We start from the raw sequence: 24574 nt of genomic DNA, 5'->3' as shown, positions 1-24574 counted from the left end.
GACATATGAGCGTGACACGCGCCGCACTGCCGAACCGGGGCCTGATGGCCCTTTGCGCCACACTTCTTCTCACGGCAGCCTGCGCCAAAGCGCCTGACCTCCCGCAGACCTATGATTTCGGCGGCATCGATCCCCAGCGGCATTTCATGGCCGTCCAGACCGCCAAAGACATGCGCGCCAAGGGCCAGCGCGTTTGGTGCGTGCCCTTCGCCCGCAATGTCAGCGGCATCCAGATTCGCGGCAATGCGGAGACATGGTGGGGCAAGGCCAAGGGGCTTTACCCGCGCGGCGATGCCCCTGTCGTCGGTGCTGTGATGGCCTTCAGCGCCACCCGCTCCATGCCGATGGGCCATATCGCTGTGGTTTCCGACATCGTCTCACCCCGCGAAATCCGGGTGGATCACGCCAATTGGAAGCGCAACGAGGTTTCGCTGAAAATGGCGGTGATCGACGTCTCCGACGACAACGACTGGTCCGCCGTGCGCTTGGAAAGCCAGCCGGGCGCCTTTGGCAGCACCTATCCGATCAATGGGTTCATCTACCCCACGGGGGGATAAGCGCCGCCTTGCCCCAGCGGGTGGCGGGGCATTTCCTGCCGCTCACCGCGATTGCACCGGGTGACCGCCCGCGCTAGGGATCACCGCAGCGCAATTTAAGGCTCCTCCGATGAAACCTATCCGTCTTATGTCCGGCTTTTTCACTGTCGGGGTCTGGACCCTGCTGAGCCGCGTGCTTGGCTTCCTGCGCGAAGTGCTGCTGCTGTCGCTCATCGGGCCCGGCCCTGTCATGGACGCTTTCGTCGCCGCCTTTCGCCTACCCAATATGTTCCGCCGCTTCTTTGCCGAGGGCGCGTTCAACGCGGCCTTCGTGCCGATGTTCGCCAAAAAGCTGGAGGGCGAGGAAGGCGCCGGGACATTCGCCCGCGATGCCTTCAACGGCTTGTCGCTGGTGGTGCTGGCGCTGACCGCTTTGGGCATGATCTTCATGCCCGGCTTGGTCTGGCTGACCGCCGAAGGTTTCGTCGGAGACCCGCGCTTTGACATGACGGTCGCCTTTGGCCGCATCGCTTTTCCCTATATCCTCTGCATGTCGCTGTCGGCGCTGTTCTCGGGCATCCTCAACGCCACTGGGCGCTTTGCCGTGGCCGCCGCAGCACCGGTGCTCTTGAACATCTTCGTCATCGCCGCCATGACCTTTGCCGCCCTCACCGGGGGCGAAGTGGCGCTTTGGCTGATCTGGTCGATCCCCGTCGCCGGTGTGGCACAGCTGGCGCTGACATGGCGCGCCGCGGCCCAAGCGGGTTTCCCGCTGCGCCCCTCCCGCCCGCGCTGGACCCCCGACATGCGCGCGATGATCGTCATCGCCCTGCCCGCCGCGCTGGCCTCGGGCGTGATGCAGATCAACCTTGTGGTCGGGCAATTGGTGGCCAGCCAATATGACAAGGCCGTCTCATGGCTCTTTGCCGCCGACCGGCTCTATCAACTTCCCTTGGGCGTGGTGGGCATCGCCGTGGGCATCGTGCTGCTGCCCGACCTGTCGCGCCGCCTGCGGGCCGGAGACGACGCAGGCGCGCAAACCGCGCTCAGCCGCGCCGCCGAGATTTCGCTGGCGCTGACGATCCCCTCGTCGGTCGCGCTGATCGTGATCCCCTTCGCGCTGGTCACCGTGCTGTTCGAACGCGGCGCCTCGGGCGTCGATGACACCGCCGCGATTGCCACGGCGGTAATGGTTTACGGCCTCGGCCTGCCTTCCTTCGTGCTGCAAAAAATCCTGCAACCGGTCTATTTCGCGCGCGAAGACACCCGCCGCCCCTTCCATTTCGCTGTGATCGCCATGGTGGTGAACGCAGCGCTCGCCATCGGCCTTGCCCCCTTCATCGGCTGGATCGCCCCGGCGGTCGCCACGACGCTCGCGGGCTGGGCGATGTTTGCCTGCCTCGCCATCGGCGCACGGCGCTTTGGCGACGCCGTTAAATTCGACGCGCGGTTTCACAAACGCATCTGGCGCATCCTCATCGCCTCTGTCGCCATGGGCGGCGCGCTCTGGCTGGGCAATGCTGCGCTGCAACCGATGCTTGGCCTGCCGTGGTGGCGCGGGCTGGCATTAGTGCTGTTGCTTATCATCGCGGCACTCAGCTACTTCGGTGTCGGCCAGCTGATCGGCGCATTCCGCCTGTCGGAGTTCAAATCGGCAATGCGGCGCGGTTAACGCTGCTGCAACCGCGCCCGCAGTCGCGCCCATTCCCCGGGCGCGACCAGAAAGCTCAGCCCGAAACCACAGATGAACCCGGCCAGTTCCGCCACCCAGAGGAAACCAGTCTCGAAAAAGATTCCCCAGAACAGCTGCAACCCCATCAGAAGCGCGATCAGCGTAAAGGCCTGATACTGCGGCCCGCCCGAGCCCAGCAACCGCCGCCACATCACGAAACTATATCCACCGATCAATCCGTAAACATTGGGATAGGCCCCGGCGAGCCAAACCGGATCGTTCAACAGCGCCCCGTAAACCAGCGCCCCGCCGATCCCCGACAGCACGAAGATCACCACAAACGCCAATTGCCCCATCGCCTCGGCCACCATCTTGCCCAAGGCCAAAAGCAGCACCACGGCAAAGATCGCATGGGTAAAGCCCAGATGGATGAAGGGGTAAGTCACCACCCGCCAGATATGTTCGATCGGGTACTGGCCTGCGCCAATCATCGCGTCAAAAATCAGCCCCGAGAAGCCGAAGTCGCGCACCAGCGCCAGCCGCCAGCCTACGGCAGCGGGGCCGCCCACCAGCCCGGCCTCGGCCAAAGAGAGCACCACCTCGACCCCGGCAATGGCCAGAAACAGAATGACAACCGCGGGCGGCAGCGGGTTCACGGGGGGCTGGAGGTCTGGGTCTTGCATGGGCGCTCCTTGACGGGGTTCGCGGCCAGAAGTAAGCCTGCCGCGCAAGACTTTCCAGCCCAGAGGTGCCTCCAGATGTCAGAGACCCAATTCACCCCGCGCGTGTTTTCCGGCATTCAGCCCTCGGGCGACCTGCATCTGGGCAACTATCTGGGCGCGCTGAAACGTTTCGCCGATGCGCAGGAAAAAGGCGTGCAATCGATCTACTGCATGGTGGACCTGCACGCGATCACGGTCTGGCAAGACCCGACGGACCTGAAGAAAAGCACCCGCGAGCTCTGCGCCGGCTTCATCGCCTCGGGCATCGACCCTGAAAAATCCATCCTGATTAACCAAAGCCAAGTGCCTGAGCACGCGCAACTGGCTTGGGTCTTCAACTGCGTCGCGCGCATGGGCTGGATGGGCCGCATGACCCAGTGGAAGGACAAGGCCGGCAAGAACGCCGAGGCCGCCTCGCTGGGCCTCTTTGCCTATCCCGCGCTGATGGCCGCCGACATCCTGATTTACCACGCCACCCATGTGCCGGTGGGCGAGGACCAGAAACAGCACCTTGAGCTCACCCGCGACATCGCCGCGAAGTTCAACCACGACTACGGCGTCGACTTCTTCCCGCTCACCGAACCGGTGATCGAAGGCGCGGCCACCCGCGTCATGTCCCTACGCGACGGGTCCAAGAAGATGTCAAAGTCCGACCCCTCGCCCGCGAGCCGCATCAACCTGACCGACGATGCCGACACGATCGCCAAGAAGTTCCGCAAGGCGAAAACCGACCCCGACGCCCTCCCGTCCGAAGCTGAGGGCCTGAAGGACCGCCCCGAGGCGCGCAACCTCGTGAACATCTACGCCGCCCTCAGCGACCAATCCGTCGATCAGGTGCTGGCGGAAGTCGGCGGCCAGCAATTCGGCACCTTCAAGCCTGCGCTGGCGGAACTGGCCGTCTCCAGAATGGGCCCGATCACCGCCGAAATGCAGCGCCTGATGGCCGACCCGGCCGAGATCGACCGCATCCTCGCCCGCGGCGCGGAACAAGCGCGCGAGATCACCGCCCCGATCCTCAAACGCACCTATGAGATCGTCGGCATGGTCGGCTAACCACCAAAAACCCTAGCGCCCCCCAAAGGCGCTAGGGCCACCCCAAGCCCCCCGCTTTCCACCCAAAGCGCCCCCTTCCCCTTCATCCTTTCCCAAATACCAAATCCCGCACCCACCTCACGCGCCACCGCCCGCGTGAGCCCCCCGCGCCATGGACAATCCCGCCGCCCTACGCCACCTTCCAGGCAAGGATGAAGGGGAGCACAAGATGACCACAGGTTTTTTCTGGGACGAACGCTGCTTTTGGCACGCAGGGGGCAACTACGTCTTTACCATGCCGGTGGGCGGGCTGGTGCAGCCCCTCGCCGCCGGGGGCCTGCCGGAAAACCCCGAGACCAAGCGCCGGATGAAGAACCTGATGGAGGTGACCGGGCTCTTCGCCGAACTCGACACCCGCAGCGCTGCCCCCGCCAGCCGTGAGGCCTTGGCGCGGGTGCATCTCGAAACCTATCTTGATGACTTCAAACGCCTCTCGGATGCGGGGGGTGGTGAGCTGGGCCATGCGGTGCCCTTCGCCCGTGGCGGCTATGAACTGGCCGCGCTCTCTGCCGGGCTGTCCATCGCCGCCGTCGATGCCGTGGCGCGGGGCGAGCTTCAGAATGCCTATGCCCTCAGCCGCCCGCCGGGGCACCACTGCATGCCGGACCTGCCCAACGGTTTCTGCCTTCTCGCCAATATCGCCATCGCCATTGAGGCCGCGCAGGCCAAGGGGCTGGCAAAGCGCGTCGTCGTACTGGATTGGGACGTGCACCACGGCAATGGGACTGAGGCGATCTATTATGACCGCGATGACGTGCTGACCATCTCGCTCCACCAAGAGGGGAATTACCCCATCGACACCGGCGGCCTGACGGAGCGCGGACGCGGGACGGGCGAAGGCTATAACATCAACCTGCCGATGCACGCAGGCTCGGGCCATACCGCCTATCTTCATGCGATGGACCGCGTGGTGATCCCAGCGATCGAGGCTTTCGCCCCCGACATGATCATCGTCGCCTGCGGCTATGACGCGGCGATCATCGACCCGCTGGGGCGAATGCAGGCCACCGCCGAAACCTTTGCCGAGATGACCAAACGCATCCGCAGCACCGCCGAGCGGCTTTGCGACGGCAAGCTGGTGCTGTTGCATGAGGGCGGCTATTCGGAGGCCTATGTCCCCTTCTGCGGCCATGCCACGATCGCCGCACTGAGCGGCAGCGAGATTGACGCGCCGGACCCGATGGCGCGGTCGCTGAATGCGCGCCAACCCTCGCCCGCCTTTGATACCTTCCTCCGCCAGTCGATTGACGATATGGCGCAGCAACTGGACCTGTAAGAGACCCCGATGCCCGTAGCTGATCCTTCCGCCCTCGCCTTTTTGCAAAACCGCCGCTCGCGCCCGGCCAAGACGCTGGGCCTGCCGGTGCCCGATGCCGAGGCCCTGCGCCCGCTTCTGACCGCCGCTGCGCGCACGCCGGATCATGGCAAGTTGGAGCCTTGGCGTTTCGTGGTCATCGACCGTGCCGCGATGGCGCGTTTGGCCGAGGTGGTCGAGACACGCGGCGCGGCGCTTGGCCTTGGGGCCGAGGACATCACCAAAGGGCGCGGGCAGTTCGATCAGGGCAACCTCGCCGTGGCGGTGATCGAGGTGCAAAAACCCTCTCCCAAGATCCCGCCGCTGGAGCAGACCTATTCCGCCGGGGCGGTTTGCCTTGCGCTTCTGAATGCCGCCCTCGCCGCAGGCTGGGGCGCCAATTGGCTGAGCGGTTGGCCCGCCCATGACCGGGGCTTTATGGAAGAGGGCTTGGCCCTCGCCCCGCATGAGCGCATCGCGGGCATCATTCACATCGGCACCGAAACCACCGCCCCGCCGGAGCGTCCGCGCCCGGACATCGACGGGATCACCACATGGCTGTAAGCGCGATCCTCAGGTCATTCACCCGCGCGCTTGGCCAATTGGGCGATGCGCGCTTTCGCAAGGTGGTACTACTGGGCGTAGGCCTGTCGCTGGCGCTGTTGATCGCGGCCACGGCGGGCTTTGCCTATCTGGTGGACTGGGTGACCCCCGAGGACGCATGGCTGCCCGTGCTGGGCGAGGTCAACTGGCTCGACGATCTGCTGAGCTGGAGCGCGCTGATCCTGCTCATGGTGCTCTCGGTCTTTTTGATGGTGCCCGTGGCCTCGGCGATCACCTCGATGTTTCTCGATGAGGTGGCCGATGCGGTGGAAGAGGTGCACTACCCCCATCTGCCCCCCGCGAACCAAGTCAGCATGGGCGACGCCATCCGCGATACGGTCAATTTCATGGGCGTGCTGGTGGGGGCGAACCTGCTGGCGCTGGTGCTTTACCTGCTCTTCGCCCCAGCGGCGCTATTCATTTTCTGGGGGCTGAACGGGTTTCTGCTGGGGCGGGAGTATTTCACCCTTGCCGCGCTGCGCCGCCACGGGCGAGACGAGACCAAGCGTCTGCGCCGCCGCCATGCGGGCACGATCTGGATGGCCGGGGTGCTGATGGCGGTGCCGCTTTCGGTGCCGCTGCTGAACCTGCTGATCCCGATCCTAGGCGCGGCGACCTTTACCCACCTGTACCATGCGTTGGTGCCGCATTCGGATGCAGCCAGCCTTCGATATCCGCCACGCTGATCCAGCCCGACAGGATGATCGTCGCGCTGATCGCCCAGATGATCGCGGCAACCAGCGTGGTCCACAGCGCCTTGCGGCCCAGATGATGCTGCTCGGGCGCGCCTGCATGGGTGCCCGGCACCACCTCGCCCGCGTCGCCTTGGGTTTGCACCCGGATCGGCAGGGCGATCAGGAATGTCATCGACCAGATGACGGCAAAGAGGACGAGCCCCGAAACGATCCCCATGATCAGACCTCCTCAAGCTCGACGAGCGCGCCGTTGAAATCCTTGGGGTGCAGGAACAATACCGGCTTGCCATGCGCCCCGATCTTCGGCTCGCCTGAGCCCAAGACCCGCGCGCCGGTGGATTTCAGGTGGTCCCGCGCGGCGAGGATGTCCTCGACCTCATAGCAGATGTGGTGGATGCCGCCTGCGGGGTTCTTTTCCAGAAAGCCGTTGATCGGGCTGTCTTCGCCCAAGGGGTGCAGCAATTCGATCTTGGTGTTCGGCAGTTCGATAAAGATCACGGTCACCCCGTGATCCGGTTCGGCCTGCGGCGCGCCGACCTTGGCACCAAGCGCGTGGCGATACTGATCCGCCGCCGCTTCGAGATCCGGCACCGCGATGGCCACATGGTTAAGACGTCCGATCATCCTGAATGCTCCTCGTGATTTGCCAGCTTTATGCCCGCCGCCCCGGTAAACAACAATGCGTCACGTTAACGCGTCATTAGCCAACGCGGCGTAACGATGGCGCTGCAGTTGTTGTTGGAGGCGATGATGGACGATACCGACCCCTTTGAAAGACCGACCCTCACCCCCACGGCGGAGCGGCCATTGCTGGGCCTTACCGTTCTGGTGGTGGAAGACAGCCGTTTCGCCTGTGAGGCGATGCGCCTGCTCTGCCTGCGCTCGGGCGCGCGGATCAGACGGGCAGACTGCCTGCGCTCGGCCCGGCGGCATTTGCAGGTCTACCGCCCCAGCGTGGCGCTGGTCGACCTTGGCCTGCCCGATGGCAGCGGGTTGGACCTGATTGCCGAACTTATGCAAAGCACACCGCGGGTCGAGGCGATCATCGCCATTTCCGGCGACAGCCATATGGAGCCTGACGCCCGCGCGGCGGGGGTGGATGGGTTCCTGTCCAAGCCGATCACCTCGCTGTCCTCCTTTCAGCAAGCCATCCTCGCCGCACTGTCCGACGACCGCCGCCCCCGGGGGCCACGCATCCTGCCGGATGATAATGTCACCCCCGACCGGATCGGTTTCCAAGATGACATCGCCCATATCGCTGACGTGCTGGGGGACGCGCCCGACAATCACACGCTGGATTACGTCGCGCAATTCTTGTGCGGGGTGGCCCGTTCGGCCAATGATCAACGTTTGGAAGAAGCCGCCCGCGCCTTGGCCCATAAACGCGCCCTGGGCCAACCCGCGGGGCCAGAGACCGCAGCCATCACCGGGATGATCCAGCACCGCCTTGCCGAAAAGCTGGCGATCTAGCCTGACGGGTTAAAGCGTCGGATCCCCGGCCACCCGGACAAGGCGGGTCAGATCGCCAAGCCGCTCTTTCTGCTGCCCCTGCCCGTCGAAGTTACCGGGGGCAAGCCAAACCTCGAACGCCTCTTTCAGCGCGGGCCATTCCGCGTCGATCGCGGCGAACCAAGCCGTGTCGCGGTTGCGCCCTTTGACGATGGTCGCCTGCCGAAAGACGCCCTCATAACTCAGCCCCAGACGCTGCGCCGCGCGGCGCGACGGACGGTTGAGCGCGTCGCATTTCCACTCGAACCTGCGATAGCCCGTCTCGAAGGCCCATTGCATCATCAGGAATATCGCCTCGGTCGCTGCCGGGGTGCGCTGAAGCGCGGGGCTCAAGTTGATATGGCCCACTTCGATGCTGCCCGCCTCGGGCTTGATCCGCAGGAAGCTCGCCACGCCCAGCCATTGGTCCCGCGCGCGGTCTTTCACCGCCATGAAATAGGGATCGGCCTTTCCCGCATTGTCGCGCACCCAACGGTGGTACTGCGCCGCCGACGAGAATGGCCCGTTGGGGAGATAATCCCAAACGTGATCCTCCCCCAGATAGGCGGGATAGAGCAGCGCCGCGTGTTTCTCGGCCGACAGCGGTTCCAACACTACATGACGGCCGGTGAGCACCTCACCCGCCGGGCGCGGCGGCTCGGACCAATTCTCAACAAGGGGCCCAACGGGGCGCGGGTCAGATTTACTGTTCATGGAAAAGTTATGCACCGGCGTTTTCGAGCCGCCAAGCTGAATAAACTTGAAATAATCGCATCAGACCCCAGTCTCGGCCTCCAAGCTACACATTGATGCCACAATCAGCCTTCAGCATCGTCGCAACCGCAAAGGCCCGGGAGGGTGAGATGAGCCAGCAGCACGCCAAAGACAGCGCGACAGCCGCAAAGCCGGTCGACTGGATCGTTATGGGCGCGAATGCGCTTGGGCTGGTGGTCGTCGCCTTGGCCGCATTTCACGCGCAGGCCGGCCGGCTGTTTCAAGAGGTTGCCAGCCAAGCGGCGCAGGGCACGGTCTTCTAAGGCGGGAACCTGCCGGTGGCTGCGGCGTTAGCCACAGGTAACACCAAAGGATTTTCCCATGCCCTCCATCTATGACGCGATCAAAGAAGATCATGATGAACACCGCGCCCTGTTGAACACCATTGCCGACACCGAAGGCGACAGCGCCGAGCGCCGCAAAGCTTGGGACCGTTTTTACCATGACGTGAAATCCCACGCCGCTGCAGAGGAGGAGACCTTTTATTCCACGCTGATGTCGGAGACATGGGGCCAAGATCACGCGCGCCATTCGGTGCATGAACACCAGCAGCTTGACGATATCATGGAGGAACTGCGCGAAACCGACATGTCATCCTCGGCTTGGCTGACTCGTTTCAAGCAACTCAAGCATGATTACGAACATCACATGGACGAGGAAGAAGACGAGCTTTTCACCCGCGCCAAGAAGGTCATCGGTGAGGAACAGAACGACGCCTTCGGCGACAAGTTCCTGAAGCGTAAGGAAAAGGAAGCCAAACTCATCGAGGAAAAGCGCGAAGACAGCCTTGAGGATTGACCCAAGCCGCTCTTCCCTGCTAAATGTGTTCCCTTAACGTTCTTGTGGATATCCAGCCCCGCCGGGCAGGTTGCGGTTGCAAGAAAGCCCGAGGGAACGCAATATATTGGATATGAGCGATAATCCATCACAAGACCTACGCGACTTTCTGGGCAAAGACCGGTTTGGATGCGTCATGGCGGACCCGCCGTGGCGCTTTACCAACCGCACCGGAAAGGTCGCGCCCGAGCATAAGCGCTTGGCCCGTTATCCCACGATGACGGTTGAGGATATCTGCGCCCTGCCCGTGGCCGATCACCTCGAAGACCGCGCGCATTGCTACATGTGGGTGCCAAATGCGCTCCTGCCCGAAGGGTTGCAGGTGCTCAAGGCTTGGGGGTTTGAGTATAAATCCAACATCATTTGGCACAAAATCCGAAAGGATGGCGGCAGTGATGGGCGTGGCGTGGGGTTTTACTTCCGCAATGTGACCGAGATTTTGCTGTTCGGCGTGCGTGGTAAGAATGTGCGCACGCTCGACGCCGGGAGGCGGCAGGTGAACATGCTGCAAACCCGCAAGCGCGAGCATTCGCGCAAGCCGGATGAGCAATATGACCTGATCGAAAGCTGCTCTTGGGGCCCCTACCTCGAACTCTTCGGGCGTGGCGTGCGCGAGGGTTGGACCGTTTGGGGCAATCAGGCCGAGGCGGATTACAAGCCCGATTGGAAGACCTACAGCTACAATTCCAGTGTCGCGGCTGAGTAATCTGGCGCGGCGCATCGACGACGCGGTTTTCGACGACGAAAGGCTTGTCGAAGACCTGCTGCCCGTCGATCTGCGCGACCGCTATTCCGTCACCAGCTACCGCAGCGCCGCCGCCGTGCTGCAACAACGCGCGCCCGAGGAATTGGCCGCGATCATCCGGGTGCTGCGCCAATTCACCATCAGCCGCAATGAAATCCGCGCGCCGGGCGGCAACCGGATGTCGGCCACCACCCGTTTCGCGCAATATGCGGCAGCCGAGAATTTCCACGAAGAGGTGCGCATCAAGGCCGACCTGCTGGTGCAACTCACCGCGGGCAAGGGCGACAGCGCGCCCGAAGTCGACCGCATCATCCGCGAAGACTTCATCCACAATCATATGGTCGATTTCTGGCGTGGCCGGGTAGCGTTCGACTATGAGTGGAACAGCAAGGACCAGACCTATGACCGCGACCTTTACGCCTTTCGCAGCTTTTTCGAAGCGGGGGTGATCGACGTGGGCGTCATTGTCACGCGCGAACTGTCGAACGACTTTTTCAAATCGCTCGGCAATTGCTTGGACAAATTCGGCAATGAGACCGACAAGACCGTCAGCGCGAAATTCGGGGCCAGCACCACCGGCACCCACAAGCTGATCAGCCGCATCGCCGCCGGTCGTAGTGGCGGCTGCCCGGTTCTGGTGCTGGGCATCCTACCGGGCAATATCACCCCCGGTTAAGCCGGGGGCGACGTTTCATTCAGACAGGGTCACTCCTGCGGGATGACCCGCAGACCCAGCTCCATCAGCTGATCGCTGCTGGGCTCGGAGGGGGCGTTCATCATCAGGTCTTCGGCGCGTTGGTTCATCGGGAAGAGGATGACTTCGCGGATGTTCTGCTCTTCGGCCAGCAGCATGACGATACGGTCGATGCCCGCAGCACAGCCACCGTGGGGCGGCGCGCCGTATTGGAAGGCGTTGACCATGCCGCCAAAGCGCTTGCGCACCTCGTCTTCGCCGTAGCCCGCGATCTCAAAGGCTTTGAACATGATCTCGGGTTTGTGGTTCCGGATCGCGCCCGAAACCAGTTCGTAGCCGTTGCAGGCGAGGTCATATTGATAGCCCAGCACCTTGAGCGGATCGCCCTCCAGCGCTTCCATCCCGCCTTGGGGCATGGAGAAGGGGTTGTGCTCGAAGTCGATCTTGCCGGTCTCTTCGTCGCGCTCGTAAATCGGAAAATCCACGATCCATGCAAAGGCGAAACGCTCCTTGTCGGTGAGGTTCAGCTCCTCGCCGATGACGTTACGCGCGCGGCCTGCGACGGCCTCGAAGCTCTTCGGCTTGCCGCCGAGGAAGAAGGCCGCATCGCCGACGCCCAGACCCAACTGCTGGCGGATCGCTTCGGTGCGCTCGGGCCCGATGTTCTTGGCCAGCGGGCCTGCCGCCTCCATTCCGTTGCCCTGATCGCGCCAGAAGATATAGCCCATGCCGGGCAACCCTTCTTTCTGCGCGAAGGCGTTCATGCGGTCGCAGAACTTTCGGCTGCCGCCTGTGGGCGCGGGAATGGCGCGGATTTCGGTGCCCTCTTGCTCAAGCAGCTTGGCAAAGATCGCGAAGCCGGAATCGCGGAAGTGCTCGCTCACCACCTGCATCTTGATCGGATTGCGCAGGTCGGGCTTGTCGGAGCCATACCACAGCGCGGCATCCTTATAGGAAATCTGCTCCCAAGTCTCGTCGACCTTCTTGCCGCCGCCGAACTCTTCGAAGATGCCTGCGATCACCGGCTGGATCGTGTCGAAGACGTCCTGCTGCGTGACAAAGGACATCTCCATGTCGAGCTGGTAAAAATCGGTGGGCGAGCGGTCGGCGCGCGGGTCTTCGTCGCGGAAGCAGGGCGCGATCTGGAAGTATTTGTCAAAGCCCGAGACCATGAGCAGCTGTTTGAACTGCTGCGGCGCCTGCGGCAGGGCGTAGAACTTGCCCGGATGCAGACGCGACGGCACGAGGAAGTCGCGCGCGCCCTCGGGGGAGGAGGCGGTGATGATCGGCGTCTGGAACTCGCGGAAGTTCTGATCCCACATGCGCTTGCGGATCGAGGCCACCACGTCAGAGCGCAGCGCCATGTTCTTTTGCATCTTCTCCCGGCGCAGGTCGAGGTAGCGATAGCGCAGACGTGTCTCCTCGGGGTATTCCTGATCGCCGAAGACCTGAAGCGGCAGTTCAGCGGCAGAACCCAAGATTTCAATATCGCGCGCGTAGACTTCGATCTCACCCGTGGGCAACTTGGGGTTCACAAGGCTCTCGTCGCGCGCCTTCACGGTGCCGTCGATGCGCACACACCACTCCGCGCGGACCTTTTCCATCTCGGCGAAGGCCGGGCTGTCGGGGTCGCAGATCACCTGCGTGATGCCATAATGGTCGCGCAGGTCCAGAAACAGCACACCGCCGTGGTCCCGCACCCGGTGCACCCAGCCGGACAGGCGCACATTGTCACCCTTGTTCTCAAGGCTCAGATCGGCACAGGTATGGCTGCGATAGGCGTGCATGATGGTCCCTTCCTAGGGCTATTTCTGGTTTCGCGCAGGTACACCGTTTGACGGTCGGGAAGTCAAGACTTTGCTGCCACGCGCCCCCACAATAATAGGAGGTTTCCGCGCCTAGACCCCCAGCCGGAGTCCTGCGCGATCCCGCTTTGAGGGGTCAGCTAGAGTGCAAGCGCATCCAAAAGCTGCTCTCTTTTCGCTTCTGCCTTTGGGATCGATTGGGTGATCTGGCCGCGCTGCATGACGTGGAAATGATCCGCGTTGTTATAGGCAAAATCGAAGTTCTGCTCGACCAGCACGATGGCCAACTCCCCCCGATCGCGCAGAAGCCGGATGGTGCGGCCAATCATCTGGATAATATTGGGCTGAATCCCCTCGGTGGGTTCGTCCAACAGCAGCACGCTGGGCCGCGCGATGAGCGCGCGGGCAATGGAAAGCTGCTGTTGTTGACCGCCAGACAGGTCCCCCCCGCGCCGGGTCTTCATCTCAGCGAGCACGGGGAACAGATCAAAGATATCATCCGGGATCCTGCGCTCGGACTTGGGCAGGCAGGCAAAGCCCGTCTCAAGGTTCTCTTGCACGGTCATCAGCGGAAAAATCTCACGCCCCTGCGGCACATATCCGACGCCCGCCTTGGCCGAGAGTGCCGCACGCCCCGGTTGCAATTCCACGCCATTAAGCCTGATCGCCCCGTCTGAGAAAGGATGCCGCCCGGCGATGGCTTTGAGCAGGCTGGTCTTGCCGACCCCATTCGTGCCGGTCACGCAGGTCACCTGCCCCACGGGCGCGTTCAAGGTGATGTCATGGAGGATCTGGGATTGCCCGTATTTCAGGCTCAGGTTCTCAATCTCCAGCATCGGTGCGCCCCAAATAAACGTCAATAACGGTTTGATTGTTGGTCACATGATCCAGTGACCCTTCGGCGAGCACCGATCCTTCGTGCAGCACGGTCACCTTGCAGTTCAGCCGCCGCACGAACTCCATATCATGCTCCACCACGATAACAGCGCGAGTCTCGGCCGCCTTTCTCAGGATGTCGGTGGTGTGCTCGCGCTCATGCGCGGTCATGCCCGCGGCGGGCTCATCCACCAGCAGCAGGCGCGGCGATTGCGCAAGCAGCATCCCGATCTCCAACCACTGTTTCTGCCCGTGGCTGAGCTCTCCGGCGGGGCGGGAGAGATGGGCGGTCAGGTTGATCTCATCGGCGATCTGTTCAAGCCGCGCCGCCCCTTCCGAGGTCTTGCGGTGGAACAGGACCGAGAAGGTGCCGCGCGGGTTCTTCAACGCCATGGCGAGGTTTTCGCGCACGGTTTGCGCCTCAAAAACCGTCGGCTTTTGAAACTTGCGCCCGATCCCCAGCATGGCGATCTGGCTTTCCGACAGACCGATGAGCGAGCGGCTGTCTTCGCCGAAACGAATATAGCCCTCATCCGGCTTCGTCTTGCCGGTGATGATATCCATGAAGGTGGTTTTGCCCGCCCCATTGGGGCCAATGACGGCCCGCAATTCCGGCTCCCCGATCTGGAGGCTGAGGTTCTTGATCGCCTGAAATCCGTCAAAGGATTTCGAAATTCCGGACATTTCCAAAAGAGAAGTCATGACTTGCGCACCAGTTTGTCAAAGAGGCCGCCGATGCCCTTGGGCGCAAACAGCGTGATAAGTACAAAGCTCAGGCCAAGCAGCACCAGCCACCAGTCGACCCAATGGATCGTATAGACCCCCAGATCTATGCTGGGCGCGCCGCCCCCCGTGAACCAACTGGACAGGAGCGAGACCACCGCCGCCCCGATGACCGCCCCGTAAAGCCGCCCTCGCCCGCCAATGGCGACCCAGACCGCCAGATAGATCGAGGCGATGGGCGCGATCTCAGCCGGGTTGATGATGCCCGCCTGCGGGTAATAGAGCGCGCCCGCGATGCCTGCGACAATGGCAGTGATGGTAAAGACGAAGAGCTTATAGCTCTCAACATGATAGCCGAGGAAACGAACGCGCGATTCATCGTCGCGGATGGCTTGAATGATATTGCCCAGCTTGCTGTCGGTGGTCCAAGCGAAGAACAGGTAGCCCAATGCGAGGGCCAAGGCGGAGGCGAGGAAGAAGACGATTGAGACCACGTCTTGCCCGCTGTCGGCGAAACCGGGGATGTTTTGCAGCCCCGACAGGCCGTTGTTGCCCCGCAGCCCGCTGTCGTTCTGGAAGAGGTAAAGCGCCAGCGCCAGCGTCATGGCTTGGGTTAGGATCGACAGGTAGACCCCATTGACGCGGCTGCGGAAGGCAAGCCAGCCAAAGACCAGCGCCAGCGCGCCGGGGATCAGCACGACGAAGGCCAATTGAATCCACAGGCTGTCCGCAAAGGCCCAGATCAGCGGAAAGTCGGATGAGCCGACAACCCCGAAAATCTGGTTTCCGATGGCGTCCGATATCTCCTGCGGCGTGGGCGGGATTGTCTGACCGGCGAGGCTGTCGGCCACAATGATCTCGGTGCGTGCATACATGAGCCACATCCCGATGGCGTAGCCCCCGATCCCGAAAAAGGCGAAATGCCCAAGGCTGAGGATACCGCAATACCCCCAGACCACATCCATCGCGATGGCCACAAGGCACAGGCAAAGGGTCTTGCCCAGTGTCTTGACGAAAGAGGTCGAGACAAGCCCGGTGCCCACCGCTTCGGACATCACCGTGACAAGGGCCGTGAACAGGCCCAGCGCGGCGAGGAAGTAGAGAACCGAAGGATTGCGCCCGATGAAGGAACTGCGTTGGCTGTGCGTCTGGGTCATGGCTCAATCCGCCGCTGCCCGGCCTTTGGGGGCGACAATGCCCTTGGGCCGGAATTGAATGAACAGGATGATGAAAAGGATCATATAGGTCTGGGCCGCCAGCGTATTGGAGGGGTTCAACCACTCAATCCCCTTTTGCAGGAAGCCGATCAGCCCCGCGCCCGCCAGCGTGCCGAAGACCGATCCGACACCGCCCACCACGACAGTCATGAAGCTTTGCACGATGTAATTCGTGCCCATCTCAGAGGTGACCTGCGCATAAAGCCCGATGCCGACGCCCGCGACCCCGGCGATGCCGGAGCCCAGTCCGAAGGTCATCATGTTGATGCGATCCGGGTTGATCCCCATCGAGGCCGCCATGCCGGGGTTTTGCGTCACCGCGCGCACCTCCAAGCCAAGGCGCGTGCGCTTGAGGATATACAGCAGCAAGAACAGAAAGATCAGCGCCAGCACGAAAATGGCGATGCGGATGAAACTGATCTGAACCACATCCGAAATCACCAGCGCCCCGCGCAGCCATTCGGGCGATGTCAGCGGGCGGGCCTGCGTGCCAAAGATGTTCTTGGCAATCTGCTGCAAAGCGATCGAGATGCCGAAGGTCGCCAAAAGGGTCTCAAGCGGACGGTGATAGAGATGCCGGATCACCAGCCGCTCCATCGCGACGCCCGCGCCAAAGGTGACGGCGAATGCCAGCGGCAGCGCGATCAGAAGCGATACAGTGTAATCGGGGATGACGATCTGCACCACATAGCCCGTATAGGCGCCCATCATGATAAACTCGCCATGGGCCATGTTGATGACCCCCATCTGCCCAAAGGTGATCGCGAGCCCAATCGCGGCGAGGAAATAGATCGAAGCCAGCGAAAGACCGTCGAGTGTCAAATCCAACGTCTGCGCCCAGCCGACCCGCGTTTCGACCGCGTCGAGCGTGGCGCGGGCCGCGTCGGTGATCGCGGCGTCATCCTCTGCGTAACGCTCATAAAAGACAGCGTTCTGCAAAGCGGTGTCGATATCATCCTGCGTCACCAGAGGCGGCACGCGGCCCGCCTCGGCAAGCGCGCGATAGGCATCCAAACGCCGCGCCGGGTCGTCCAACTGCGCCAGAGGAACGCCGCCCACCCGGCCATCGACGATATTGGCTTCCAGCGCCGCCCGTATCTCGCCTTGTGGCACGGTTGCTGGGGCGAGCCCTGCCTCCACCAGCGCCTCATAGCTTGCCGAGGGTGCTGCCGTGGGATCAAGAATGCGGGCGATGTTCCCCTCGGGCTGCTGTTCGGCCACGCCGGTCTTGGCCGAAAGGATCTGGCTCAGCACCGCCCGCGCTTCGAGTGAGGTGTCGGAGGACAGGCTTTCAATCGCGCGGATGCGCTCATCAACCGCCTGCCCAAAGCGCGCGGTCAGGAAATTGGCCAATTGCTCCTTGCGGGCGCGCAGGGCGGGGTCATCCTCCCCGTCGAGGGAGGCCAGGAGCGGGCCAAGCTGGCTGGCATCGCTGCGGCGTGCAATGCTTTCAAGCGCGGCGCGGCGGCGCGCAGGATCGGGATCGGACAGTTGAAACTGCACCAAGGCCGTGCCGATGACCCGCCGCACGCCACCATTGGGGCGCAGTTGGCTGAACCCATCCGAGGGCGCGGTGGCCTCCTCGCCCGTATCTATGTCGCGCAGCGCGAGTGTATCATCCGCCTCGGCCCCAAAGTAGAACAGGCCCGAGGTATCTTCTTGCCAGACGTTCCGCTCGGCCCATTGCTCCAGAAAGACTGGCACCTGCGGCAAGTCCGAGGCCACCAGATCGTCCAATAGGACACCGACCGATTTACGCGAGGGTTTGACCACCTCTGCTTCGTGGGTCTGCAAAAGGGACTGGAGGTCCTGAGCGGGTGCAAAACCGACAGAGGCCAGCAAGCACATCAAGCTGAGCAGCATTCGAACCATGAGGTATGGGGCTTTCGGTGAGGGAATGGTCAAAACGGATGCCGGGCACGGCTGAGGACGCGCCCGGCGCTTGGGTTCAGTAGTTCGAAGTCAACTGAACGCAGGTCCCGGTCTCTTTGTTGTACATGCCGCATTCGAGGTCTTTCCAATCGGAGACCAGAACCGCCGATTCAGGCAGGAAATCCGTCCATGCATCGCCCGGCACTTCTTCGGTCTGGCTGATGATGTCGAATTGGCCGTCTTCGGTGATTTCACCGATCAACACAGGCTTGGCGAGGTGGTGATTGGGCAGCATGACAGCCGTCCCGCCGGTGAGGTTCGGGAATTCCTGCCCATACATCGCCGCACGCACAGCATCCACATCCGTGGTGCCTGCTTCGGTGACCGCGTTCACCCACATGTTGAAACCGATGTAATGCGCCTCCATCGGGTCATTGGTCACCCGGTCTTCGCCCATCGCCTCTTTCCAGGCAGCGACCCATTCGTCATTCTGCTCAGATTCAGCCGATTGGAAGTAGTTCCAAGCCGCGAGGTGCCCCACGAGGTCAGCGGTATCGAGGCCCGAAAGCTCTTCTTCTCCGACCGAGAAGGCGACGACCGGAATGTCATCGGCAGAGATGCCCGCCGCGGCCAGTTCTTTATAAAAGCCGATATTCGCATCGCCATTGATGGTTGAGATCACGCCCACCTGCGAGCCATCCGCGCCCAATTCGACCACATCCGATACGATCGTGGACCAGTCAGAATGGCCGAAAGGCGTGTAGTTGACGAAGATGTTCTCTTCGGGGATGCCCTTATCCAGCAGATATTGCTCAAGAATGTTGTTGGTGGTTCTGGGATACACATAGTCAGTGCCCAGCAGCGCAAATTTCTCGACGCCCAGTTCCTCAAGGAAATAATCGGTGGCCGGAATCGCCTGCTGGTTCGGGGCCGCACCGGTGTAGAACACATTGCGCGAGCTTTCCTCGCCCTCATACTGGACCGGGTAGAACATCAGGCCGTTCAGCTCTTCCAGAACGGGCAGTGCGGATTTGCGCGAGACCGAGGTCCAAGAGCCAAAGATGACATCCACCTCGGAGACGGTGAGAAGCTCTCGCGCCTTTTCGGCGAACAGCGGCCAGTCGGAAGCCGGGTCGACGACGACCGCTTCGATCTCACATCCCAGCAAGCCGCCCGCGGCGTTCTGCTGCGCAATCAAAAGCTCCATCGTGTCTTTCAATGTCGTCTCAGAAATGGCCATCGTCCCCGAGAGGGAGTGCAGCACGCCAACCTTGATCGGATCGTCGCAGGCCGCAGCGGCGGCTGATCCTGCGAGCAGAAGGGCAGCGGTCGCCGTGACTGTGCGTTTGGTGGAAAATTTCATGACGGTATCCCCGTTTGGTGTGCGGAAGAGCAAAGACGCGATGATGCCTCTTCCACACAGCGTTTATTGTTATCGCGCGCGGATGCCCCCCTTGCCGGACAACTCCCTTGGCGCCGCCCCATAGCGAGGCCCCTGCAGCCTCAATTTCAGGGCGCGTTGCAACAAGCCCTAACCCAAGGTCGCTTTCTGCAGCGCAGCAACAACGCCCTTTGATTGGGCAATTTGAGGTGGACCTGCCAAATTTTGGGCGCTGAGCGCATGGATTTGGCAAAGGCGGGGCATTGGCTTACGGGTTGCGCCCCATATTGTGATGTTATAACGTTACCGACACAATCCATAGCAGAGCCCGCAAACCATGCCCGCCACCGACAAACGTATCCCCGTCACCCTGCTGACCGGCTTCCTCGGCGCAGGGAAAACCACGCTGCTCAATCACATCGTCGCAAGCGAAGAGGCCCCCAAAATCGCAGTCGTCGTGAATGAATTCGGTCAGGCCGGGCTTGACCACGACCTGATCGAAACCGCCGACGAAGAGGTCATTCTCATGCAATCGGGCTGTCTGTGTTGCTCGATCAGGGGGGATCTGTCGCGGACGCTGCAAGACCTCAAGCGCCGCAGGCAGACGTGGCGCGTGCAATTCGACCGCGTCGTGATCGAGACAACGGGGCTGGCCGATCCCGGCCCCATTCTCCAGACCTTTTTGGCCGATCCCTATCTGGCCCGCAAATTCCGCGTGGACGGGGTTGTGACGGTCGTCGATGCCGCGAATGGGCCGGACACGCTGGATCAGCAGTTCGAAGCCGTCTCGCAGGTGGCGATGGCCGATCTGCTGGTGCTCAGCAAATCCGACTTGGTGACCCAGCAAGCGCTTGCCGCCTTTGAAGGCAGGCTGCGCGACCTCAATCAAACGGCGCGCATCATCAAGGCCGAACGCGGGCTTATCCCGGTTGCATCGCTCTGGGGGCTCAGCGGTATGCGGCGGGCGGTTGATGCGAGCAACGTTATGGAATGGCTCACGCCCGTCGAAAAGTCCGATCCGCTTGACAACCTCTCGGGCTTCGCCTCGCCCTCGGCATCCGCGCCCATGATGCAAACCCACCAACATGATGCACGGATCGGGTCGGCCTCCATCGTTCTAGACGCACCGATCCCGGCCGAGGCTTTCGACCTTTGGCTCGACACGCTGGTCAGGCTGCGCGGGTCCGATCTTTTGCGGGTTAAAGGCATTGTGCATCTGGAAGACGTCCCCACCCCCTTTGTCTTTCACGGCGTGCAGCATCTTTTCGATCCGCCCGTCCCCCTGCGCGACTGGCCAAAGGACGATCAGCAGTCCCGCATCGTCGTCATCGCCCGCGACATGACCAACCCCGAACTGAACCGGAGCCTCGATATGCTGCGCGCCCGGCGCGATGGCCCGGAGCGACAGGCGGGATAGCAGCTTGACCCGGCATGGCTCTTCGGCCACAGATTATGGCGATGGTTTCCAGCCGCCGCAGCGGCGTCTGGGATGAAAAGGGAATACGGTAAGGCAAGCAGCGCGCGCCGAAACCGTAACTGCCCCCGCAACTGTGAGCGGTGAGTGACCCCGGCAAAAACCACTGAGCTTAAGGCTTGGGAAGGTTCGGGCGAGCGTCGATCCGTGAGTCAGGAGACCTGCCATCACCGGCGCCGAGAGGGCCGTAATTGCAACTCAACCCAGACGGGGTGTCTGGTTAGGAGAACATGATGGCGACAGGGAAACTCCCCTGCTGTAGAACATGGCTGCTCGATCCCCCGCGCGTTCGCGGAGGGCGACATGGATACGCATCAAAACCACAGGATTACGGTTTGCACCTCATGCAAACACAAAGGCACGGATTGCCGCCCGGGCTTTGACCTGATCCAGAAGCTGAGCGCCGCAATCGCGGCAGCCGGCGCGGCGATCCCTGAGGGTTTCGAGATCGCGGGCGTGGCCTGTATGGCGGGCTGCGATCGCCCCTGCACGGTGGCCTATCACGCCAGCGCAAAGGCGACCTACCTCTTTGGCGACATCGACCCTGACGAAGACATCGACGACCTTGTGGCCTTCGCCCAGCACTATGCCACACTGAATGACGGCTGGTGCTCTTCGCTGGACCGCCCCGGCAAACTGCGCAAATCCACCCTTGCGCGGGTGCCTGCGGCCATGATCGAGCTGAAACCCAGCCACCTGCGCGTCTCATGAGGGCTGCCGATCTTGCGGTAAAGGATGTGAGCTGGGCGCCGGGAAAATCGGGCCAGCCGGTTCTGCATCCTACGTCCTTTAACGTCGCTGCGGGTGGCGTTTTGGGCGTGTTGGGGCCGAATGGCGCGGGCAAATCCACCCTCTTGCGTCTGCTCTACCGTTTTCAACCGCCCCAGACGGGGTCGATCCATGTAGGCGGGCAGGATATCTGGTCCCTCTCCGCCCGTGCCGCCGCGCGGCGCATCGCCGCCGTCTTGCAAGAACAGACGCCGTCCTTTGGGCTGACGGTCTCGGAGATCGTCCGCCTTGGCCGCACGCCTCATCGCGCGGCGTTTTCGTCATCCAGCCGCAAGGACGAGCAGATCATCGACCGCGTCTTGGACCGGCTCAGCCTGCACCCCCTCGCCCACCGCGATGTCGGCACCCTTTCGGGCGGGGAAAGGCAGCGCGTCATGGTCGCCCGCGCCTTGGCGCAGGAGCCGCAGGTCTTGGTCCTGGATGAGCCGACCAACCACCTCGATATACGCCACCAGCTTGAAATCGTGTCCCTGATCCGCGGATTGAACATGACCATCGTCGTCTCGCTTCATGATCTCAATATGGCCGATGGCATCTGTGACGAGGTGCTGGTGCTGAAAGACGGCTATCCGCAGGGCTTCGGCCCGCCAAATACGGTTCTGACCGATGATCTCGTCTCAAGAACATTTCGCGTCGACGCGCAGCGCGAGCGGCTCACCCCCAGCGGCGCGGCGCATTTCTCTTTTGCCCTTCCAGATTGAAACGGAAAACTCTTATGAAACTTACTCTCACCACCCTCGCCGCCCTGATGATCGCCGGATCGGCCTTCGCCCAGACCACCGTGCAAAGCTGCGACCGCGAAGTCACCTTCGATCACCCACCCCAAGCCGCGGTCGCCAATGACGTGAACCTGCTTGAGATGATGCTGGTGCTCGGCCTCGCAGACCGCATGGTGGGCTATACCGGCATCTCGGGCTGGAACAAACTGGACCAAGAGATGACCGCAGGTGTCGCAGCGCTGCCGGAACTGTCGTCGAAATACCCCTCGCGGGAGGTGCTGATCGGGGCGGATGCAGACTTCTTCTTTGCCGGTTGGAACTACGGCATGAAGGTCGGCGGCGAGGTGACGCCAGAAACGCTCGCCCCCTTCGGCATTCAAGTCTATGAACTCACCGAAAGCTGCATCCATATCGGTCAAAAAGCCCCATCCTCGATGGAGGATATGTATAACGACATGCGCAATCTCGGCACGATCTTCGACGTCTCGGATCGCGCGGAAAGTTTGATCGAAGGCTACCAAGCTGAACTCGACGCATTCCTCACGGCGCTGCCGCCGCTTGAGGCCGCCCCCCGGGTCTTTGTCTATGACAGCGGCGAAGATGTGCCCTTCACCGCCGGGGCCTATGCCATGCCAAACGCCTTGATCGAGGCCGCAGGCGGCACGAACATCATGAACGACCTTGAGAAAAGCTGGGCCACCGTCGGGTGGGAGGCCGTGGTCGCGCGCGATCCCGAAGTCATCGTGATCGTCAACTACGGCGAAGTCACCGCCGCTCAAAAGCGCTCTTTCATAATGGAGAACCCCGCCTTCGCGGACATCGACGCCGTGCGGAACGACCGTTTCGTCGTGCTGGAATATGTCGAGGCCACGCCCGGCCCGCGCAACATTGAAGCGGTCAAAACCCTCGCCACCGCGTTTCGGGGGCAGTGAGCATTCATGACGTTTAAACCGCGATCGATAGCGCCTTGGAAACCCACGAGGGGGGTGTGGATCACTTGTCTGTTCGGCATCGCGATCCTTCTGGCATCGCTGTCGATTGCGGTGAGCGTGGGGGCCGTCGTGGTCCCCGTCGAAACCGTCTGGGGCATCTTGGCCAACAAGGCCGCCCCCGGCGCCGTGGCCGTGGACTGGTCCGCCGGGCGGGAGGCAATCGTCTGGAGCATCCGCCTGCCAAGGGCCATCCTCGCCTGTCTCGTCGGAGCGGGATTGGCGATCGTCGGCGCCAGCCTTCAGGCCGTCACCCGCAACCCTCTGGCGGACCCACATTTGCTTGGCATCTCGGCAGGCGGCGCATTCGGCGCCATTCTGGCCCTGCTGCACACGGGGCTGTTCCTCGGAGGGCTGACCGTCCCCCTGTTCGCCTTCCTCGGGTCGCTCGGGGCGATACTGATCGTTCTTGCCGTCACGCAATTCGCGGCCGCCACCAGCGCCGACCGGCTGGTCTTGGCCGGCGTCGCCGTGTCCTTCATCGTGATGTCCGCCGCCAATGTGCTGATCTTCCTTGGCGATCCGCGGGCCACACATACGGTGGTGTTCTGGATGCTCGGCGGCCTCGGCTTGGCGGGATGGGATCGGCTTATCTACCCCGCCGTGATCCTGCTGGGCTGCGGCGCCTATCTCTGGCTCAGGTCAGGCCACTTGAACGCCATGACCGTCGGCGATGAAACCGCCACCACCCTCGGCATCCCCGTGGCGCGTTTCCGGCTCACGATCTTCGTCATCGGCGCCCTGATCACGGGGGTCATGGTCGCTTTCTCAGGGGTGATCGGCTTCGTCGGCCTGATGATCCCCCATATCGTGCGCCTCATGGTCGGGGGCGACTACCGCCGCCTGCTCCCTATCTCAGCCCTATGCGGCGCCGTGTTCCTCTTATGGGCGGACATCGTGGCCAGAACCATCATGGCCCCCGACGATATGCCCATCGGCATCGTTACGGGACTGATCGGCGGCGTGTTTTTCGTTTGGTTGTTGCGGCGGCAGATGCGGTGAGGCGCATTACTATGAGAGACGCTCCAACCGGGCGCTGAACCGCTGACCCGCCCCTGTGCTAAACTCTCTTCCCTTCTACCGACGCAAATAGTCTTCTTCGCAAAGCTGGCGGAACACGAATTTGAACAGCGGTAGAGCAAGGGGACATCCCCCCAAATGCAGAAAGACCCGCCGGCGAGGGCGGGTCTTTCTGAAAGCGATACTGCGCTAATATTGGTTGCGGGAGTAGGATTTGAACCTACGACCTTCAGGTTATGAGCCTGACGAGCTACCGGGCTGCTCCATCCCGCGCCAATGCCCTTCGTTTAGACTTATAGTGCGGGAGCTGCAAGCGCATTCGAACAGAAAAAGGTAATTTTTCTTGAGATTTTCTCTGGCGCGCTTACCGTTCGCGCCGCCAAAGTTCGATGGCCGCTGGAAAGCTCCCCCTCCAACGCAAAACCGCCGCAGCATTGAGCTGCGGCGGTTTTGTTATACTGATCATCGTCGAGAGATACAGTAGTCTAGGAACTTATTAGGTTTGGCGATGACCTACTCTCCCACGTCTTAAGACGCAGTACCATCGGCGCTACGGC

The 24574-nt window shown here is 62.2% G+C and carries 26 protein-coding genes, 1 tRNA gene and 1 riboswitch; of the genes, 16 read left to right on the top strand and 11 right to left on the bottom strand.

Going from position 1 to position 24574, the window contains the following annotated elements; genetic code table 11:
• The first annotated feature begins 5 nt into the window (after positions 1–5).
• Both ACGYKA_RS16220 and murJ read left to right on the top strand, forming a co-directional pair.
• The gene (locus tag ACGYKA_RS16220) at positions 6–557 is read left to right on the top strand and encodes a CHAP domain-containing protein (RefSeq protein WP_271688937.1); all 552 of its coding nucleotides are present in this window, start codon (positions 6–8) and stop codon (positions 555–557) included.
• 109 nt (positions 558–666) lie between these two features.
• Positions 667–2208: a murein biosynthesis integral membrane protein MurJ gene (murJ, locus tag ACGYKA_RS16215; protein WP_394413824.1), complete on the top strand. Its 1542-nt coding sequence runs from the start codon at positions 667–669 to the stop codon at positions 2206–2208.
• Here the strand turns inward: murJ and ACGYKA_RS16210 are convergent.
• Entirely contained in the window at positions 2205–2891 is a 687-nt protein-coding gene (locus ACGYKA_RS16210) for a rhomboid family intramembrane serine protease (protein ID WP_209217008.1), read from the bottom strand. The genes murJ and ACGYKA_RS16210 overlap by 4 nt on opposite strands.
• Before the next feature lie 75 nt (positions 2892–2966).
• Here ACGYKA_RS16210 and trpS point away from each other — a divergent pair, with 75 nt between their 5' ends.
• The 4 genes from trpS to ACGYKA_RS16190 all read left to right on the top strand — a co-directional run bounded on the left by trpS (position 2967) and on the right by ACGYKA_RS16190 (position 6605).
• Positions 2967–3983, top strand: a complete 1017-nt coding sequence (gene trpS / locus ACGYKA_RS16205; protein ID WP_394413827.1) for a tryptophan--tRNA ligase — start codon at positions 2967–2969, stop codon at positions 3981–3983.
• A gap of 208 nt (positions 3984–4191) precedes the next feature.
• Positions 4192–5298, top strand: coding sequence for a class II histone deacetylase (locus tag ACGYKA_RS16200; protein ID WP_394413830.1), 1107 nt, complete (start codon positions 4192–4194; stop codon positions 5296–5298).
• 9 nt (positions 5299–5307) lie between these two features.
• Complete coding sequence (locus tag ACGYKA_RS16195; protein ID WP_394413833.1) at positions 5308–5880, top strand: nitroreductase family protein; 573 nt, start codon at positions 5308–5310, stop codon at positions 5878–5880.
• The gene (locus ACGYKA_RS16190) at positions 5871–6605 is read left to right on the top strand and encodes an EI24 domain-containing protein (RefSeq protein WP_394413836.1); all 735 of its coding nucleotides are present in this window, start codon (positions 5871–5873) and stop codon (positions 6603–6605) included. The genes ACGYKA_RS16195 and ACGYKA_RS16190 overlap by 10 nt, the downstream gene beginning before the upstream one ends.
• Here the strand turns inward: ACGYKA_RS16190 and ACGYKA_RS16185 are convergent.
• The gene (locus ACGYKA_RS16185; RefSeq protein WP_067261517.1) at positions 6538–6831 is read right to left on the bottom strand and encodes a DUF1467 family protein; all 294 of its coding nucleotides are present in this window, start codon (positions 6829–6831) and stop codon (positions 6538–6540) included. The genes ACGYKA_RS16190 and ACGYKA_RS16185 overlap by 68 nt on opposite strands.
• 2 nt (positions 6832–6833) lie before the next feature.
• Positions 6834–7238 carry a methylmalonyl-CoA epimerase gene (gene mce, locus ACGYKA_RS16180; protein ID WP_067261515.1) on the bottom strand — a complete coding sequence of 135 codons (405 nt, stop codon included), beginning with the start codon at positions 7236–7238 and terminating at the stop codon, positions 6834–6836.
• Between the two features lie 126 nt (positions 7239–7364).
• Here mce and ACGYKA_RS16175 point away from each other — a divergent pair, with 126 nt between their 5' ends.
• The gene (locus ACGYKA_RS16175) at positions 7365–8084 is read left to right on the top strand and encodes a response regulator (protein ID WP_394413876.1); all 720 of its coding nucleotides are present in this window, start codon (positions 7365–7367) and stop codon (positions 8082–8084) included.
• Between the two features lie 9 nt (positions 8085–8093).
• Here the strand turns inward: ACGYKA_RS16175 and ACGYKA_RS16170 are convergent, their stop codons facing one another.
• Positions 8094–8816 carry a GNAT family N-acetyltransferase gene (locus ACGYKA_RS16170; protein WP_394413839.1) on the bottom strand — a complete coding sequence of 241 codons (723 nt, stop codon included), beginning with the start codon at positions 8814–8816 and terminating at the stop codon, positions 8094–8096.
• A gap of 149 nt (positions 8817–8965) precedes the next feature.
• Here ACGYKA_RS16170 and ACGYKA_RS16165 point away from each other — a divergent pair, with 149 nt between their 5' ends.
• The 4 genes from ACGYKA_RS16165 (at position 8966) to ACGYKA_RS16150 (ending at position 11134) form a co-directional block, all read left to right on the top strand.
• Positions 8966–9139, top strand: a complete 174-nt coding sequence (locus ACGYKA_RS16165) for a hypothetical protein (protein WP_394418339.1) — start codon at positions 8966–8968, stop codon at positions 9137–9139.
• Positions 9140–9197: 58 nt separating this feature from the next.
• A complete protein-coding gene (locus ACGYKA_RS16160; RefSeq protein ID WP_067261510.1) occupies positions 9198–9674 on the top strand; it encodes a hemerythrin domain-containing protein in 477 nt (158 codons plus the stop codon).
• A 112-nt stretch (positions 9675–9786) separates the two neighbouring features.
• Positions 9787–10419 (top strand): MT-A70 family methyltransferase, encoded by a 633-nt coding sequence (locus tag ACGYKA_RS16155; protein ID WP_067261508.1) that lies wholly within the window; start codon positions 9787–9789, stop codon positions 10417–10419.
• Positions 10403–11134, top strand: a complete 732-nt coding sequence (locus ACGYKA_RS16150) for a BglII/BstYI family type II restriction endonuclease (RefSeq protein WP_348540731.1) — start codon at positions 10403–10405, stop codon at positions 11132–11134. Before ACGYKA_RS16155 ends, ACGYKA_RS16150 begins: the two co-directional genes overlap by 17 nt.
• A 29-nt stretch (positions 11135–11163) precedes the next feature.
• On the opposite strand, the gene aspS is transcribed toward ACGYKA_RS16150, so the two are convergent.
• The 6 genes from aspS to urtA all read right to left on the bottom strand — a co-directional run bounded on the left by aspS (position 11164) and on the right by urtA (position 19008).
• Positions 11164–12939 (bottom strand): aspartate--tRNA ligase, encoded by a 1776-nt coding sequence (aspS, locus tag ACGYKA_RS16145; RefSeq protein WP_271692371.1) that lies wholly within the window; start codon positions 12937–12939, stop codon positions 11164–11166.
• 158 nt (positions 12940–13097) lie between these two features.
• Positions 13098–13793, bottom strand: coding sequence for an urea ABC transporter ATP-binding subunit UrtE (gene urtE, locus ACGYKA_RS16140; protein WP_271692372.1), 696 nt, complete (start codon positions 13791–13793; stop codon positions 13098–13100).
• Positions 13780–14535, bottom strand: coding sequence for an urea ABC transporter ATP-binding protein UrtD (urtD, locus tag ACGYKA_RS16135; RefSeq protein ID WP_394413845.1), 756 nt, complete (start codon positions 14533–14535; stop codon positions 13780–13782). Before urtD ends, urtE begins: the two co-directional genes overlap by 14 nt.
• A complete protein-coding gene (gene urtC, locus ACGYKA_RS16130; protein WP_394413848.1) occupies positions 14532–15713 on the bottom strand; it encodes an urea ABC transporter permease subunit UrtC in 1182 nt (393 codons plus the stop codon). Before urtC ends, urtD begins: the two co-directional genes overlap by 4 nt.
• 3 nt (positions 15714–15716) lie before the next feature.
• Complete coding sequence (urtB, locus tag ACGYKA_RS16125; RefSeq protein ID WP_394413850.1) at positions 15717–17645, bottom strand: urea ABC transporter permease subunit UrtB; 1929 nt, start codon at positions 17643–17645, stop codon at positions 15717–15719.
• Between the two features lie 76 nt (positions 17646–17721).
• Positions 17722–19008: an urea ABC transporter substrate-binding protein gene (gene urtA, locus ACGYKA_RS16120; protein WP_394413853.1), complete on the bottom strand. Its 1287-nt coding sequence runs from the start codon at positions 19006–19008 to the stop codon at positions 17722–17724.
• Between the two features lie 355 nt (positions 19009–19363).
• Between urtA and ACGYKA_RS16115 the strand changes: the two genes are divergently transcribed.
• From ACGYKA_RS16115 to ACGYKA_RS16095, 5 genes are all read left to right on the top strand, one after another.
• Entirely contained in the window at positions 19364–20443 is a 1080-nt protein-coding gene (locus tag ACGYKA_RS16115) for a CobW family GTP-binding protein (protein ID WP_394413856.1), read from the top strand.
• A 25-nt stretch (positions 20444–20468) separates the two neighbouring features.
• Positions 20469–20684: riboswitch (cobalamin riboswitch) on the top strand.
• 119 nt (positions 20685–20803) lie between these two features.
• Positions 20804–21211 (top strand): DUF1636 family protein, encoded by a 408-nt coding sequence (locus ACGYKA_RS16110; protein ID WP_394418343.1) that lies wholly within the window; start codon positions 20804–20806, stop codon positions 21209–21211.
• Positions 21208–21990, top strand: a complete 783-nt coding sequence (locus tag ACGYKA_RS16105) for an ABC transporter ATP-binding protein (protein WP_394413861.1) — start codon at positions 21208–21210, stop codon at positions 21988–21990. Before ACGYKA_RS16110 ends, ACGYKA_RS16105 begins: the two co-directional genes overlap by 4 nt.
• A 14-nt stretch (positions 21991–22004) precedes the next feature.
• Positions 22005–22940, top strand: a complete 936-nt coding sequence (locus tag ACGYKA_RS16100) for an ABC transporter substrate-binding protein (protein ID WP_394413864.1) — start codon at positions 22005–22007, stop codon at positions 22938–22940.
• 6 nt (positions 22941–22946) lie between these two features.
• Entirely contained in the window at positions 22947–23999 is a 1053-nt protein-coding gene (locus tag ACGYKA_RS16095) for a FecCD family ABC transporter permease (protein ID WP_394413867.1), read from the top strand.
• 214 nt (positions 24000–24213) lie between these two features.
• Here ACGYKA_RS16095 and ACGYKA_RS16090 read toward each other — a convergent pair.
• Positions 24214–24290 (bottom strand) — tRNA-Met (locus ACGYKA_RS16090).
• Positions 24291–24574 lie beyond the last annotated feature (284 nt).

The organism is Sulfitobacter sp. 1A15106, assembly GCF_043556995.1.
Classification (GTDB): domain Bacteria; phylum Pseudomonadota; class Alphaproteobacteria; order Rhodobacterales; family Rhodobacteraceae; genus Sulfitobacter; species Sulfitobacter faviae.
Note: the sequence above shows the minus strand (reverse complement) of the source record. Positions and strands in the feature narration are given on the sequence as shown.